Source organism: Collimonas humicola (assembly GCF_018304945.1).
Lineage (GTDB): Bacteria > Pseudomonadota > Gammaproteobacteria > Burkholderiales > Burkholderiaceae_D > Collimonas > Collimonas humicola.
This window is the reverse complement of record NZ_JAGQEE010000001.1, coordinates 772,059-788,883: the sequence shown is the minus strand read 5'-3', so window position 1 is coordinate 788,883 and position 16,825 is coordinate 772,059. Positions and strand designations below refer to the sequence as shown.

General features: G+C 59.5%; 7 protein-coding genes and 1 pseudogene. 4 read left to right on the top strand and 4 right to left on the bottom strand.

The genetic code is table 11. The features are described 5' to 3' along the window. Positions 1 to 44 precede the first annotated feature (44 nt). Positions 45 to 7,859, bottom strand: coding sequence for a SpvB/TcaC N-terminal domain-containing protein (locus KHU30_RS03605; protein WP_211441255.1), 7,815 nt, complete (start codon positions 7,857 to 7,859; stop codon positions 45 to 47). Positions 7,860 to 8,264: 405 nt separating this feature from the next. Between KHU30_RS03605 and KHU30_RS03600 the strand changes: the two genes are divergently transcribed. Next, a complete protein-coding gene (locus KHU30_RS03600; RefSeq protein ID WP_211441254.1) occupies positions 8,265 to 9,647 on the top strand; it encodes an FAD-containing oxidoreductase in 1,383 nt (460 codons plus the stop codon). Between the two features lie 91 nt (positions 9,648 to 9,738). Here KHU30_RS03600 and KHU30_RS03595 read toward each other — a convergent pair whose 3' ends face one another. From KHU30_RS03595 to KHU30_RS03585, 3 genes are all read right to left on the bottom strand, one after another. Beyond that, positions 9,739 to 12,066 (bottom strand): CHASE2 domain-containing protein, encoded by a 2,328-nt coding sequence (locus KHU30_RS03595; protein ID WP_211441253.1) that lies wholly within the window; start codon positions 12,064 to 12,066, stop codon positions 9,739 to 9,741. 7 nt (positions 12,067 to 12,073) lie between these two features. Further along, positions 12,074 to 13,297, bottom strand: coding sequence for a FecR domain-containing protein (locus KHU30_RS03590; RefSeq protein WP_211441252.1), 1,224 nt, complete (start codon positions 13,295 to 13,297; stop codon positions 12,074 to 12,076). A 61-nt stretch (positions 13,298 to 13,358) separates the two neighbouring features. Continuing rightward, positions 13,359 to 14,102 (bottom strand): response regulator transcription factor, encoded by a 744-nt coding sequence (locus KHU30_RS03585; protein ID WP_211441251.1) that lies wholly within the window; start codon positions 14,100 to 14,102, stop codon positions 13,359 to 13,361. 441 nt (positions 14,103 to 14,543) lie between these two features. Here KHU30_RS03585 and KHU30_RS03580 point away from each other — a divergent pair, with 441 nt between their 5' ends. The 3 genes and pseudogenes from KHU30_RS03580 to KHU30_RS25825 form a co-directional block, all read left to right on the top strand. Continuing rightward, positions 14,544 to 15,419: an OmpA family protein gene (locus tag KHU30_RS03580; RefSeq protein ID WP_211441250.1), complete on the top strand. Its 876-nt coding sequence runs from the start codon at positions 14,544 to 14,546 to the stop codon at positions 15,417 to 15,419. Positions 15,420 to 15,535: 116 nt separating this feature from the next. Beyond that, positions 15,536 to 15,919, top strand: a complete 384-nt coding sequence (locus KHU30_RS03575; protein ID WP_211441249.1) for a transposase — start codon at positions 15,536 to 15,538, stop codon at positions 15,917 to 15,919. Between the two features lie 703 nt (positions 15,920 to 16,622). After that, a pseudogene (locus KHU30_RS25825) lies at positions 16,623 to 16,694 on the top strand (ESPR-type extended signal peptide-containing protein); the annotation flags it as partial. Positions 16,695 to 16,825: the final 131 nt, after the last annotated feature.

Here is a 16,825-nt window from a genome sequence, read left to right as displayed (position 1 = left end):
ATTTCTATGGCGTGCGTGGGCATTTTTCCTTCTTTTAAATAATCTTAGTGCGTTACTACTTTGACACTGTCGCCAAATGCCGGATTAAGGAAATAATGGATCACCATCCTGATCGGCACCAAGCCGGTTTCCGCCTGGAATTGCTGGCTGTAGCGGAGCGATTGTTCGGACGCCTTGGTAAGCATTCCCTGGTCCATCATGTTTCCCCAATGCGTCTTCAATTCGATTTCCAGCGGCCCGCGCACCAGGTCGATGCCCCGCGCCGCCGCGCCCATCGCGTCGTGGAAGGCGGTGCCAGCCCTGCTGGCGCTTTGCGGATCCCGGTTATTCAGAAACACGTCTTTTGCGGTTTGAGCAGCCTGCGTCTCTTGCGCCGTGAAGGTGGAACTGGATTGAATAGTCACATTGGAAAGTTGCGGCACGCTGCTGGACAGGCGCGGCGCGAGCGACTGCACCTCCTGGCTGATTACCTGGGCTTCATTTTCCAGCGCGGGACCGATGCTTTCGACGACTTCGCCAGCTTCCTGGATAAGCTGCTGCCCTGCAGGCGTATTGGCAGCGTAGCCGGCGGTGGTTGCCGCAGTGGTGAGGCCGGTTGCTTGTGCGGTTGTCAGGCCGGTGGCCGTCGTGCCTGCCACGGTGGCTTCGGTGCCGACCACTGCCGTGGTTGCTACGGTGGCTTCGGTGCCCACTACTGCGGTGGTGGCCACGGTGGCCTCTGTACCTACGACCGCAGTAGTTGCCAAGGTGGCTTCAGTGCCGACCACCGCAGTGGTTGCTACGGTAGCCTCCGTGCCACCCACCACCGCAGTGGTCGCTATGGTCGCCTCGGTGCCGCCGACAACTACCGCTGCGCCGCCGACCACTTCCAGCGCCAGGCCCGCTGTGGCAATGGTTGCCGCCCCGAGCGCGATGCCTTCTGCTACATGCTGGGCCGTCTGGAGTTTGCTGTCATCTTGCAGAATCGAGCTGCCGACGTAATCGCCATGCACCAGGTATTGCGCAAACGGCGATGACGGTCCCAGATGGCTGCTGAACCAGCCTGGTTCGTCGTCGTCCAGTCCGCTTGGATCGATCCGCCTGGTCGGAGTGTTTGAAGCATATGCATACAGATTGGGGCTCGCCGTTATGCCGGCTGGATCGCAATTTATCCAGCGCCCCAGCCATGGCGCGTAGTAACGCGCGCCATGATAATAGAAACCGTTTTCTTCGTCCCGTTCCTGGCCGGTATACCGGTAGCGTTTTGCAGTGTCTACCTGACCGCGCACCGCCAGATATGAGGAATTTCCGTAGGGCGTATATTCTTCGTAGGTGAGGATCCGAGCCTGTTGATCCAGCTCCAGGCAGGAGGAACCAAGATGATTGTTGAATTGATATCGCATCAGTTGCAGCGGAGAGCCGTCATCGCCTTGCGTCCGGCTTTCTATCAGCGCTACACGCTGCTTGTCATCCATGATATGCAAGGTTTCGCGTTCCAGGTCGATGGTGTCGCCGTCGTTTTTGTATTCCCGGTAGATTTCGAAACCGCCGAGATAAATTCTCTCTTTCCAGCGCAGCGATGGCTGCCCGGCCGGTGCGTAGCGGGTCGTCACCTTGCGTACCCGCTGTCCGCCGGCGTCGTAGACGTACCAAGTGGTCTCCGGCGCGCCGTGGTGGGCGATCTGTTGCGCGCTGGCTTGCAGCTGGTCACGGTAATCCCATTGCATCAATGGCAAATGCGGCATGGCCGTGATGTTGCCGTGCAAGCCGGCCAAACCTTCATAACGATAAGCTGCGGCCGTGCTGCCGGTTTGGGCATTTGATAGCGTGCTGCTTAAGCGGTTATTCGATTGCCCGCTTTCCAGCGGACTGCTTTCTTGGTAGGTGTAAATGCGTTTCCAGCCGGGCTGGGTGGGATCGCTGCCGTGGTGCTGCATGGCGAGGATGTTTCCCACTGCGTCGTAAAGATATTGCTCGGCATATCTTCCCATCGCGTTACCGTCGCCAGGCTGTGGCAAGCCAGAGCGCAGCCCGTCGTCATGGGAATGAAGAAAACCCTCGCCAGTTTGCCCCAGATGCTCGCGACCGCTGCCTTCGATCAGGCGGTAGATGGCATCGTAGGTGTAATCATTGCTGGGCCTGGCGACGTGATTACGGAAATAGGCGAGCTGTTGCGCATCGTCGCGAATGTGTGTGATATTTCCTGCCGGATCGAATGTGTAGTGCAATTTTTGAAGTTGGCATGCATCGCCAGGGAGAGCAGCGTCGCGCCGTGTTTGCAGCCGGGTAAGGCGGAAGCTCAGTGTGTCGTAGTCATAGGAAGTACTGGTGCCATTGCCGTATTCAATGACAGTACGCTGGCCTTTTGCGTTATACGCGATGTGCTTGACAAAAATTGTCGCCTCGGCCGATCCACGCAAACGCGCTTCGACTCTTTCGACCAGGCTGTTTTTATTGTATGCGGCGCTGACTATGCTGCCGTCCGGACTGATGAGCAAGATCGGGCGGTTGTACGCATCGTAACGTGTATGGCTGGTGTAAGCCGCCTTTTCCAGGGCGACGGCGCGATTCCAGTCCAGTGCGTTCCTGTATTCGCAGGCGAGCCGACGCCGGTTGTTCAGCAAATTACCCTTGAAATCGTAATCGTCGCTGGTAACGACGCCTGCCTGGTCGAACACTTGTACCGATCTGCCGCGCAAGTTGTGCTTGAGCGGATTGTCCCAGCTTTCGCCGTACTCGGTGCGTTCGATCAGCAACTCTTCGCCCGCGCCCTCGCGCAGGAACGAATCGGTCGGCCGTCGCAACGCATCATAGGCAGTGCGGAATTGATGGGCACGGCTGTCCCAGGCGCGTATGGCTTTGTTCGTTACATCGTTCAATAGCCAACGTTCACCCGCATCCATGCTGGCCTGATGAAGGTGATTGCCGCACAGGTCGTAGTCGTAGCGTACGACGATGCGGCCATTGGCGTCGGTGACTTCGCGCTGATTGCCCTGGATATCGAAATGGGTGCGGCTGGCGAAGAATGCCTCGATGGCTGCATCCTCCTCCGCTGACTTTTCTTTGACGGCAGTGGATAGTAATGAGGTAAATGGGGCGGGTGAGCGGTTGTGCGCAATATTAAGCATCATGCGTCCCAGGGCATCCGCGTGAGAAACCCCAGGTGTAGCGGCGTGCATGGCAGCTTTACGCGCAGCGTTTTGCTCTTCATGACCGAATGCGCCGAGGATCCGATAGTCGTACCAGCTCGGTAAATAGTCGAACTCCGGCAAGCGCTTGAAAAATGCACCGATATCAGGATCATCTTCAGGATGGCTTATCAGAACGGTGTCGTTGACGTCCCAGCTTTCCTGCCGCCAGGGATCGAATTTATTTTTTTCAAAGCTGTGATTCGGATGCAAGGTCGCCACCACCCGTTGCATCGGATCGTAGAACAGGACGGAACTCACGCCAGCCAATTTGCCAAATTTAAAACCATGGGTATCATCAAAGAAGGATTCATATTGACGAACTGGCTTGCCTTTGTTGTTAAAGATAGTCCAGCCGTCAGTTATCCAACGTGAACCGACGTCGGCTCCGCCTGCGATCACCGGCCCGTCTTCCGCCTCTATCTTTTTCTGGATCTCGCGCCCAAATCCGTCTGCATAGCTGAAGCCAACCTGCATTTGGCTCTGTTGCCCGGCTGCCAGATCGCTTGCGTGGGTCGCTCGGCTCAGGGTCGCGGAGTAGGCCGGTTGCTGGGTCCGGCAGAAACGCTCCGGATCGTAGATTGTGCGGGCGCTGGCTTCGGCAAGAATCTCGGTGGCGAATGTGCCCTTAGGGTCGGCATAAAAGCGCTCGCATTCGGCTGTGGTGAGATCAGCTTGGAAGCCAGCCAGGCTATCTCCTATATTCTCGGAAATCTTACCCATGACCGCCGCCCCCGTTACCGCACCTAGCGCGTCGAACGCAACTTCCGAGCGATTGCCGTTAGCGTCGGTTATGACCTGTGGCCGCAACACGCGATAGTCGTTTTTTGCCGACGCGATATTGCCGAGGGCATCGACGGTACGGGTCGCAAGCAAGTCGTGTGAATCGAAATCGGCAAGGCTGCTATGTCCGAAAGGATTTTCAAAGCGGCGCGGCAAAAAGAAATGTTGCCTGGCTTGTATCAACTCCGCGGCCGCGGTGGCATCAGGATCAGGGTGGAAGAAAATCTTGCCGCCCGGGATCCACCAGCAACCGTTTTTTTCTGCATCCACATACGCACCGCCGTCCGGCGCTTTGCTGCCAAGCACGGCGGCCGGCTCGGGCAGCAGCGAAGTTGGCTGTTCTCCGACGATCTGAGCCGTCGTGGGATCTGTTCTGACAGGACGTGTGAAAGTCGTTGCCAGCAAACCTGGCGTGAACGCCAATGTATAGCTTTCCCCAGGCAGCGCCAGCGACTCCAGCGTGCCGACCGGCAGCAAGCGGTCCAGCCGATTGCTGCGATACACATTGCGGCTTTGCTTGAGCAGGCGGCGATATGGCGCATCATCCTTGGCTCCCAGCGCTTGCCAGTCTTCAAACGGCAGATCGTGTTCGCCATCGCCGGCGCGTGCGACTTGCCTGGCGATTTCATCGAAACTGAAAAAATTGGTGATATCCGCAAGACAGCGTTCAGGCTTGACATTGATCAGTTCGAACAGCTGCGCTTTGCAAGGCAGGGGGGCACGATAGGCATCGGCTTCATGCACTGCATTGGTGTAGCTGTTTTCCGTGAATGTCAGGAGTATCCGCGCTTGCTTGTCGCGATCCGCCTGTGTCAATTGCGGTGACAGGTCAGGGAATCGGCGGCCATAGGCAATGGCCACCGATCTCAGCACATTGCCGTAATTGTCGACTGCAAGCGTGACGCCATGCGCAATGCGAGGGTCCGCATGCAGATTGTTATCGGTTTGATCGTCAATCCGGTACAGCTTGCGGTCATAGTTGAAGTTGAATGATTCGCGGGCGTGCGTAAAGAACACGGCATGGCGGTTGCGTTGCCTGGGCTGCACCAGGCGGATGGTGTAATTATTGTCGGTTACTGCATAGGGGCGGCTTGCGGCGGCGCTTCCGTCCAGCGCGTAGACTTCTTGCCTTAGCATCGCCCCCTTCAATGATCGGCATGCTTCGCGCGCTTCTTCCGTCGTCAGGTGCTGCGGCAGCACGGTATCGGACAGTTGCATTGCTTGCGCCTGCTGTTCGCTTAACCGTGCTTCGCCATGCATCCCGTCACCTTCCCGATAATACTCGTGCGCCAGTTGCTGCGATATATGCTTGCCGTGCAAAAAAGCGCCTGTTTGAAACCAGGTTTTGGTGAGTATCGGCGGCACATTGGAGGCCGCGTCGAGGTTGGCTGCGGCGGGAAACTGGTCGCTCTCGGTCAACGTGGCAAACTCCTCGGTGTCGCACTGGTCGACCCTGGCGAAGCCGCGAAACTCTCGTTCCACGCCATCGTAAAAGCCGTGATGATAGGAATAGCGCGATACAAAGCGGTTGCGGCTGACGTAGTCGTAGGTTTCAACCCGCTTTACCACATGCACAGGAAACGGCAGGCGGGTAATCCACGGTGTGCCGGCGCTCTTGTCGGCCAGGTAGAATTCGGTCGACGAAGCGTATTCCAGGCGCGTTTCCGCGCCAAGATTGTTATTGGCCCGCACCAGGAGATGCGGCTTTTGGCCGCACATCAGGTCGACATAGCGCAACTGTCGCCCCGCATCGTGCAGCAACGGAGAAGACCATAGCAGGCATGCCGTGCCTCGTCCAAGGAAGTCGGTGACGGTGATGGATGCAACATTATCGACCGCAGGAAAGCCGCGCAGCAGGCGTGCATCGCTCCAACTGTTGCCGGCCTGGTTGAGGAAGACTCTGACGCCGTCTTTAGCCAGGTAGAGAATGTCGGCGGTGCCGCCGCCATCGGTGTCGGCCAGGCGGATGCGGTTTTGATCGAATAAATCAGGCGTATCGAAATGCGGCGCGTTGTCCATCGTGATCTTGGCGCCGAAACGGCCGTAGCCAAGATTGGGCCAATAGCAGATATCGCCGTTGCGGATGCGGACGATGTCGGACAGGCCGTCGCCGGACATGTCGGCCAGGTAGATGGATTGTTCGAGGTCGGCAAAGACTATCCGTGGCCCGGCTTCTTCATCAAGCGGCGCCGCTATGCGCAGGCCAGGTCCGAAGCCAGACCTTTGCAGGGACGGATGCCAGGTAAATGCATTGTCTTCCGTGACCAGGACATCCGCGACGCCATCGCCGGTGAGGTCGACAAAGCGCAGGTTGGGATCTTGCCAGTCCCTGACCGGAAATGCCCGGAACGGACGGAATCCTTCCCAGCCTGCATCCATCGTCCGTCCATGAAAACCCGCCAGCCCCAGATCCGGCGGCGCCAGTGCTACCAGGTCGAGCGTGCCTTCGCCAGTGACGTCCATCAGCATCTGGCTGGTATTGCTGGCGCCGGCGGCGTCCAAGGTGGCCAGCGCCGGGCGTGCAGGCACTACCTGGGTAAGGCCGAAACGACCGTCGCCCAGGTTCGGTTTATAGAACCATGCAGCTTCCTGTGCGCTGAGCACGCCGGGGATGCCTTCGGCATCCAGATCCAGCCAGCGGTTGGCGCTGCCGTCGATGCCGCCGGCCAGGCCAAGCAGGTTGTCAGGGCTTACTTCCTGCAACCGGAATCCTTCGAATTCAGGATCTTCCAGCGGGCTCGCGGTATAGGCTAGGGTCAGAGGCGGCAGGCTGCGGGTCAGATAGCGTTGTTGCTGTGCCGGCTCTCTAGACTGCTGTTCCAGCTTGTGTCCGCATAGCTGAATCTTGGTGATGAAGGAGCCGATGGCTTTTTCGTGGTATTCGAAGCCCATGGAGCGCACCAGGCATGAGGCGACTCCCAATTCCTGCGGGAAGTGATGAAACATCAGGACGCGGCGGCACAAGTGGTATTGACGCACTTCAAAACCGGCCCGATAGCTTGAAAACGGGTCTTTGCGGATCGCTGCCGAATCGCTCGCGCTGTCGCCTGCTTGCGCAAAAATGCGGCCATCCCGATCCGGCGGCTGTTCCCGGTAATGGCCTTCGCCATAGTCGAATACCAGTTCGAACATCCAGCCGGCTGGATGAAGATCGCTGTGCTCCAGCAGCGGCACGCGGTTGCCGTAGCGGATCCGTTTGATATTGCGATTGGCCGAACGCTGCCGGTTGCGCTCATTGCTGCCGGCGACCGCGAGGTCTTCATCGACGGCCGCGTAGTCGTAGATGATAGCGTTACCTTTGTTGTCAAAGCTGCGGCAGATAAGCCAGCTGAAGATGCGTGCGGGATTGGCCGGATCGGCAATGCGAGAAGCTGGATCGATGCCATACAGCGTCAGCGTGTTGTCTTTGGAAATCGAGCGCCAATGTATGTCGCCATCTGCGATGCGGGTCCAGCGTTCTATCTGTGCAAACAAGCCTTCGATGCGCGGACGATAACGCTGGATGCAATAACCGTCGCGCTCCAGCTCGTCGGGCTGCCATCGCCCGTTGCCGTCGCATTGCAGGACCGGCACCAGGTCTTCCGCGCCCGAGAGGACGAAGATGTCCGGCTGCCGGCTCTGTCCGCACTCTGTGCCGGCGTCGGCGGCGTGCTCGTCGTGACTGTCGTAATAGCGGGGGATGCCCTTGTCCGTGCGCCTGCTGATCATCGGCAAGGATGCATTCCAGCCCATGCCGAAGCAACCGTTGCCGCTGCCGGAGTCGTAGCTCAAGGAGAGTTGCGGGCCGAAGCCGGAACGTCCCGGGCTCAGCGGAAGAGGCAAGGTCAATGAACCTGTGCCGGTGACGGGATTGGCGTTGAATTTTTCGTCGATGCCGCGGATGGCGCCGCCGCCTTTAGGGATGCTCAATTGGGGCGGCGTTATGCCAGGCTGCGGCGGGTCGGAGTCAGCTTCCCCGTCAGATGCGGCAGTGTCGGCAGCCATAGCTTCCCCCCATTCAGTTATGCTTGAGCACTACCGAATTCTGATCACGGCGCAGTAGATATTTGCCGTATAGAAATATAGGCAGCACGCCATGCTTTTACAAGATTTAAAACCAGATTTTGTGTTTCCCGCAGCGCACCGATAAAGTGCGGGAGCGGGCGCTCTTCGCACTTCCAAATGACTGCCAATGGCCGGCAGGACGATCGTTTTCTGGACCCGGCGCGGCAGCCGATTTTGGGTCCGGACGCGCCTGGGCAGAAGATGATGGAGAATGTGGCAAGCAAGCATGCCGCAATCTCAAGCTGTATCAAACCATGCACGGAGAAAACCATGAACCAGCGATACGATGCAATCATCATCGGCACCGGACAGTCCGGTCCCTCCCTGGCAGTGCGGCTGGCAAGCGCCGGCCGCAAGACCGCCATCATCGAGCGCAAGAATTTCGGCGGCACCTGCGTCAATACCGGTTGCATACCAACCAAGACCCTCATCGCCAGCGCGCGCGTGGCGCACATGGCGCGCCGCGCCGCCGAATTCGGCGTCATGATCGACAGCCCGGTGGGGGTCGACATGAGAAAGGTCAAGGCGCGCAAGGATCAGGTTGTCAGCCAGTCCAACCAGGGCGTCGCCAGCTGGCTCAGGAGCACGCCCAACCTCACGGTGATCGAAGGGCACGCGCGCTTTGAGAGTCCGCGCAGCGTCAGGGTCAATGGCGAACTGCTGGAAGCCGACGAGATTTTCATCAATGTCGGCGGCCGCGCCACGGTGCCCGACCTGCCTGGGCTGAAGGATGTCGATTTCCTCACCAATTCCAGCATGATGGAGGTCGATTTCCTGCCGCGGCACCTGGTGATAGTCGGCGGCAGCTACATCGGCCTGGAATTCGCGCAGATGTATCGCCGCTTCGGCAGCGAGGTCACAGTGATAGAAGGCGGCCCGCGCCTGATCGGACGGGAAGACGAGCAAGTGTCGGCAACGGTCAGGGAAATCCTGGAAGCGGAAGGCATTCACATCAGGCTCGCCGCCGCCATCCAGCGGGTGGAGAAGCGCGGCGATGCGGTGCTGCTCGCCGTCAGCGATAACGCGGAGTCGTACCAGATCTCCGGCTCACATCTGCTGCTGGCGGTGGGGCGGGTCCCGAACACCGGCGACCTCGGCCTCGACCAGGCCGGCATCAAGACCGACGCGCGCGGCTACATCGTGGTGGACGATCAACTGCGCACCAGCGCAGCCGGCGTCTGGGCGCTGGGCGACGTCAATGGCCGCGGCGCATTTACCCATACTTCCTACAACGACTATGAAATCGTGGCGGCCAATCTGCTCGACCATGCCCCCCGCAGCGTCGCCGACCGCATCCCGGCGTATGCGCTGTTCATCGATCCGCCGCTTGCCAGGATCGGCATGAGCGAGCGCGAAGTGCGCGCCAGCGGCCGCGCTGCACTGGTCGGCACGATGCAGATGGCAAGGGTAGGGCGCGCCCGCGAACGCAGTGAAACCCAGGGATACATGAGCGTGCTGGTGGATGCGGAATCGAAGAAGATCCTTGGCGCCATGCTGCTCGGCATCGAAGGCGATGAAGTGATCCATGCGATTCTTGACGTCATGTACGCTGGTGCGCCTTACACCGCCATCCAGCGCGCGATGCATATTCACCCGACCGTTTCCGAGCTGGTGCCGACGCTGCTGGGAGACCTGAAGCCGCTGCAGCCTTGAGCTGTTGCTGTTGATTTTGCGGCAAGCCTGATTCCGCGCTATATCCGCTCTATAAGCCTTTGTTGTCAAAGGCTTATATTCCAAGCTATGTTCAATCTGTCTGCTTTTGGCTGCTGTAGTCGTACAACGGCAAGCCAATCAGGAAGGTTGCGCCTGCGCCTGGCGCGCTATGGGCGTCGAACCAGCCCTGGTGCCGTTTGACCACTGCATGCACCACCGAGAGTCCGAGGCCGCGGCTGCGCGCCGGCAGTTGCGTATCTTCGCGCGCTGCCTCGCGCGACGGGTTGGAGCTTGACATCAGCTGCGCCAGCCTTGATGCGCTGATTCCCTCACCTTCGTCGCTGACCGCCAGCACCACTTCGGCGTTATCGGCAGCTATATTCAGGCAAAGGCTGACTGTACCTCCCACCGGACTATGGCGTATGGCATTGTTGAGCAGGTTGAGCAGGGCGCGCGTCAGCATGACCGGATCCACCCGGATCGGACAATCATCGTCGCCTAGCGTAGGCACCAGCGAGATTCCCCGTACTTTCGCGTACGGCCAAGCCTGGTCGATGGCATCGAGCATGATGGCGCCGGCCTCGGTCTCCGTGAAGCGGTAATCGCCAGATTCGGCCTCAGCCAGGTCCATGAAGCCTTCTGCCAGTCCCAGCGTGCGTTGCGCTTCGCGCCGGATATCGTGGACCAGGCGCGCCACGCCGATGCCGGAACCGGGCTGCTCGTACAGATTCAGCAGGCTCAGGATCGACACCTGCGGGCTGCGCAGGTCGTGCGAGACAAAGCTGAGCCACTGCTCGCGCTTGCGTTGGGTCAGGCGTTCGATCGTGAGATCCTGGAGCACGGCCAGCCAGGCGCGCGGGGCGCCGGCGCCGCCCTCAAGCCGGGCGCTGCGCAGCCTGAACACCTTGCCCTGCGCTGTCGTGTATTCGCCGCTGAAGGCTTGCGACCAGTGGACTGCCTGCTGCGGATGGCTGCCGGCGATCTGGTGCAGCAATGATGGCAGGCTATGTCCGCGCAGCGGATCATGCGCCACGTCGGAGGGCGGCTGCGCCGGCGCCAGCAGCAATTGCGCCGCGGCGTTGCTCTGGCTGATGCTGCCGTCGTCCTGGCAGATCAGCACGGCCACCGGCATCTGCCACAAGCCTTCGCTGAGCAAGGCTTGCATTTGAGACAGGCGGTCTATCGCGCGGTCCAATGCCAGCGTCTGGTTTTCGACGGTATGCAGCGCTGCTGGCACCGGCCCGGGCGCAGGTTCGAATGCGCCGGCAGGAATGGCGTTGAGAGTGCTGACCCGGTCTCCGAAAAACAGCAGCAGGGAATTGAGCTGGCGCCAGCTCCAGAGGAAATAGGCTAGCGCCACGCCCAGGATAGGCGCAGCCGGAGGGAGCCAGCAATGCCGCCAGAGCAGGCTGACCACGCACAAAGCGAGCCATCCCAACGCGGCGCCGCAGGCAAAGGACAAGGCGTTGCGCGCCGTATGCAGGAACAGCAGGAGCACCAGCCAGATCGGAAACGCCGTCCATGCGAACAGCAGGCGGCCCTCCGCGAAAGTGATGGCGCGGTCTTGCTGCAGCACGTCGATGGCGTTCGCATGCAGCTCCAGGCCCGGCATGCGTATCTGCGGGCCTACGCCGGCGACCGGCACGTCGTCGCCCAAGCCGGAGCCGCTGACTGCCCCGATCAGCAATGTTTTCCCTTGCAGGAATCCCGCCGGGACTTCGCCGCGCAAGACACTGACATAGGGCACGGTGCGGTAAGTCCTGGAGGCGCCGGCAAGCGCGAAGCCGAACGGTTCACGCCGCTGCCAGCCGGCGGCAGCCGACGCTTCGAGCATGGCGTGCGCAGAAACAAGTTGAGGCGAAGCGATCAGTTCGCCGACATATGGCTGCAGGTCGCCGGCGCCGCCTTCGCGGCGGAACAGCCGGCGCGCGATGCCGTCGGCGTCGGGAGTCAGCTTGGCATGGCCGAGGCCTTTGGCGTTGCGGGCAAACTGGGCCAGCGGCGGGATAAAGCTGGCAGCGCCCGGCTGGCTGCTGCCGGTTTCGGCATAGCGCAGCGGCAGGAATACCGGGAGCTTCAGCATCGCCGCCGCCAGCTCCTGGTCCGCCTCGGGCTGGGGGCCCGGCTTGTCGAGAAACAGGTCGAGCAGGACGGCGCGCGGCGCGTACGCGGACAGGCGCTCCAGCAGTTGCGCATGCACGCTGCGCGGCCACGGCCAAGGCCCCAGTTCGTTCAAGCTGCGCTCATCGATGCCGATCAGCAGGATATCGGGCGATGGTTCGTGCACGTCAAGGCTGATCAGCTTGTCGTAGATCGCCAGATCGGCTTGCGCCAGGCCAGGCTGCTGGCCGAGCCACGCCATGAGAGGCGGCAGCAGCAATGCGATCAGCGCGCATTCGATCAGGAAACGATGTTTCATCGGCGCCTCAGGGAACAGGTACTTCAAAGCTGCCGCTGAAAGACGGTGCGGCGGCCGCAGCTGCAGACGCATCCTCGGGAGCGTCGCCGATGGCAATGCTGCGCCAGTAATACTTTCCCGGTACCACGAAAGGTCCTACTGTCACGTTGGTGCCATAGAATGCCGCGTCTTCCGCCACCAGCGGACGAAATTCCGCCGTGCGCGCCAGTTCAAACCTGAATTTTTGTCCCGACCGCCCCGGCCAGCGGATCTTGTAACGGCCATTTCCCAAGCTCTCCACGCCGCTTTTCCGGGAGGCGCTGGCTGCAATGTATACAGTGCTGTCGCTGGGCAAGCCCTCAAGCTGACGGCTATCGAAAGCGGTAAGCCGCAGATGGTAGAAACCCGCGTCGAGCGTATCGGGCAGCGTAAAGCGGGGCAGGCTGGAGCGCTGCTCATGCATCAGCTGCAGGAAACGGTCATCGCGTGCGAGTTGCAGCCGGTAGCCGCTCGCCTCCGGCTGCGGCGTCAGCAGGACATCGCCGTCGACAGCGGCTTCGATGCGCTCCGGCGCCGGCAGCAGCGGGTGCGACTGCATGGCGCCGCTGCCGGCCAGCAGCGAGCCTTGCGCGACGCCGACCAGGAGCTTGCGCGGGTCTGCCGCGATCTCGTCGGCTGCGACCTTGCCTTCAATCACCTCAACCGCAATCACATCGTCTTCGTCGCGCACCCGGAAATGGGTGCCGCGCACTGCCAGTTCGGCAGACTTGGTGCGAATCTCGAAGTGCCTGCCGTTCTGCTTTTCCACATGCGATTCCAGGCGTCCGCTCAACAGCTCGAATTGCACCTGCTGGCCATTGATCACCAGCACTTTGACAGCGCTGCTCGATGGCATGACAACATGGCTGTCGTCGGCCAGGGTCATGCTCAGGAACGCGTCCTGGTCAGTCACCAGCACGTCGCCGGCCTGCACGCCGGCGCCGCGCGTCAGCGGCCGTTGCGCAGCGTTGCCGCGCTTGAGCCAGGCCGAACCGGTCAGTTCCGTCACGAGCGCCACGTCGCCGCCCAGCACCAGCACCTGGCCCAGCTTCAGGCGTTCCGGAACCCGCACCGCATTGTCCTTTTGTATCTCTTGCCAGTGCAGCGGCGATTGCTTGTACTGGCGCGAGAGATCCCACAGGGTGTCGCCGGGCCGCACCACATGGGTCTGGCCTTGCTGTGCCCATGCCGGTCCCGCCAGCGCAAGCGACAATATCAGCAGAAGATTCCGGAGGGGCGCCGGCGGCCGGCGCGGAACGGCTCCGGCGGTTGGTTCAAGCGGCGGGTGGAGCGGCATCTTGTATGTTGTCATCGGTTGTTTCTAGTCGATAGCCCTGGCCGTAGACGGTTTGCAGGCGCAAGCCGCGGGCCGCGTATAAGCCCAGTTTTGCGCGCAGGCGGTAGATCTGGCTGTCCAGTGCCCGGGTTGTCAGTTCGCCGTCATGTCCCATGCTTTCCATCAGATAAGCGCGGGATACCGCCTGGCCGAGTTTGCGGAACAGGGCAAGCGCCAGCCTGAATTCGCGTTCGGTGAGTTCGAAGCGCTGCTTTTCGCCATCCTGCTCCACGCTGATGCTGGACGAGGGGCGGTCGAACACCCAGTTGCCGTAGCGTTCCAGCGATTTCGACACAGCAGGGCGATTGCGCTGCAACAGGCGCCGCACCCGCGCGGCCAGCTCCAGCGGCCGCAGCGGCTTGACGATATAGTCGTCGGCGCCGATGCCCAGCGCATTGGCGACATCGTTCTGCGACGAGCGCGAACTGAGCATGATCACCGGCGTTTCACTCTGCTGGTACTGGCGCAGCCAGTGCAGCAAATCGACGCCATCCAGGTCCGGCACGTTCCAGTCGAGCACCAGCAGGTCGAAGGTTTCGCGCCGCAGCGCCCGCCGCAAAGCCTCGCCGCGTTCGAAAGTGACGCAGGAGACGCTCTCGTCGTCCAGCGCCAGCTGGTGTTCGAGGGTGTGGACCAGATACTCCATCTGGTTAGGTTCGTCTTCAAGTACGGCGATGCGCATTGGAGCAGCTTCGGTTAAGTGGTTGGAGAGAAACAGACGATTGCCCCGATTGTAGTCCGCAACACTGCATGAAATTTACAAATTCTTGCATGGGTCCTGGCAATCGGACAGACTGAAAGCGGGCGGACTGGTGACAGCCGACCGTCCTTGCTTCCGGTACAAGATCATACAAAACACAGCAATGCTCATGATTGTCTCGCGAGAATTCGTCAGAATCTGCTGCCCAGCCAGGCCCGCAGGCGGCCAGTACAATATTTAATTCATTTGTGCAACTAAATGTCATCATAAAGCAGAATGCAATTCTGATGAATTCTCGCAGAACGATTTCGACGGATTCTTTTTTTAATAACATCGCTCCATGCAAACTCAAGACAAGGCGGCTAGCAGTATCGTCAGGCTGAAAGTGTCAGGGCTAGTGGGGCAATTTCAGGAGATGGAATCATGGTTCAAGCAGCTCGGGCTGTAATCCTGCGGACGGCGACGAAGTCCATATTGCTGTCGGTGGCCGCTGCGGGTGTTGTCCTGCTCGGCGGCTGTGCCGATCAAGGCCTGGCCGGCATGTCGCGAGAGCGAGCCAGTCTTGCGGCGCCGCAGGATAGGGATTTTCCGAATCCGAGTTCTTCCATATTGCGGCAAGGTACGGTCCCCACCACCGAAGCGTTGCGCCTGATGCGCATCGGCATGGATAAGGATCAGGTGCGCCAGCTGCTGGGTCCGCCGCATTTCAGCGAAGGAGTATTTGGCGTCCGCGAATGGAATTATCTGTTCCGCCTGCGTGGCAGCAAGGAGACGGAGGATGTGGTTTGCCAGTACATGGTGCGTTTCGACGGCAGTGTGCGCGTCAACGGCATGTACTGGCGCGACCCGGATTGCGCATTGCTGGTCGAACCGCCGCCGGTTGAAGCGGTCCAGGCGAAGGCCGCAATGACGCCGCAAAAGCTGACCTTGAGCACGGACAGTTTGTTTGGCGCGCAGGGCAAGGAATTAAAGGACATGCCGCCGGAAGGCCGCTTGAGAATCGAACGCCTGGCAAACGACATCAAGCGCAATTTCAGGCGCATCTATTACGTGGTCGTGACGGGGCATACCGACCGTCTCGGCTCCGAGGCGGACAAGATGGCGTTGTCGCTGGCCCGGGCCGATGCGGTAAGCAAGCTGCTGGCGCAGCAAGGCATCGACGCCAAGGTCATCCGCGTTGCCGGCATGGGCGACCGGCAGCCGCTGGCGCAGTGCCCAGGCACGGTGAAGACGGCGGTATTGCAGGATTGCCTGCGCACCAACCGCCGCATCGAGATTGAAGTGGTCGGGGAAGAATGAAGTGCAAGTGTGTTTGAAGGATTTGTATCGGCCGGGTTGGATAGCGGCGGAGTGATGCATGTGCCGCCAAGCCATCGGTATGTTATTGCCGGAATAATTTTTCAGTAGAGATTCTCATGGACGAACTACATAAATGCGAACTGAAACTGCGCGACGATCAATGGCTGCAACTGGAGCCGCTCATGATCGGCAAGGCCAGCGATCCTGGCATGTGCGGCAGGAATAATCGCCTGTTCATGGAGGCAATCCTGTGGATGGTGGAGAACAAAGGTTTATGGCACCGGATACCTTCCCAGTTTGGCAAATGGAACGCGACTTATATGCGGTTCCGGCGCTGGACCGAGAGCAATTTCTGGCGCTTCCTGACGCAAAGCGGGATAGAAGATCCTGGCTTGCGGCTGATGCTGGGAGAGATTGCCGACTACGCTGATTTATACACCCGGCGCAGGGAATTGCGGCGGGTCAGGAAAAACTACAAGAAGCTTTATATGGCGGAGTAGGTACAGCGAAAGATGTCGGCCGCCCCGGATTTGGGGCGGTCGCTGATCGGTTTTAATTGTCAACAAATGTTATCTAAAGGCAAGTCAAGAAGACGACGAAGCCAAATCCCACGCTAGTTGCGAACGGTTCAGCACGCATACGGCAAGTTCGGTTTTGAGTTGATCACGCCATCGCCCTTGGTCAGGCACTGCGCGAATGGGGAGGCGTGCGTTTTGAGAAAAATGATGTCCGCCAATCGTCTTGGCAATTGAGGTGCAGCAACTTTGTCGCCAACGGCAGCCCGGTAAATTCCTCATGAGAAATTTATATGTCAATCAATGTAAAAGAATAGATTTGATTGCAAACAATTGTTAAATAAAAATAACTTTGAAGAAGGAAGGTGCTAGCTTTCGTCAAAAGCCGAAAAGGCAAGCGATGAGGCATCAGATCGACAACCCTAGTTTGCCTCGGGGTGAATCGCCAGCGTTACTTCTCTATCCAGCTATTTCAATGTGCCGGCTTGAGAAAGGGTTTCCCTGGTCTGGTCGAACGAACACTGGGTTCTTGTCGGATATCAATCAGGTCCGGTTGCGGCAACAGTCAAACAATAAATTATCCGCTCCGGTTTTTTTTCAGTTTTCTTCAGGTTTTTGCACTACTGCAACTAACCCGACTAACATTTTATAGTTGCATTTATAATAATTTTTTGGCGGGGAGCCAATCATGAATAAAGTTTTTCGTACAGTCTATAGCGAGACCCTGAATGCTTGGGTTGCAGTTTCTGAATTGGTTGCGGCTAAAGGCAAACGATCGGGATCCAGTTGCGCCGCTGGCGTGCCTGTTATGGCGAGCGGTTCTGCATGGGGAGCTTTTTTCGACGGCGGATTTTCATTAAAGACTTCGGTGATGGCGCTGATACTGGCGCT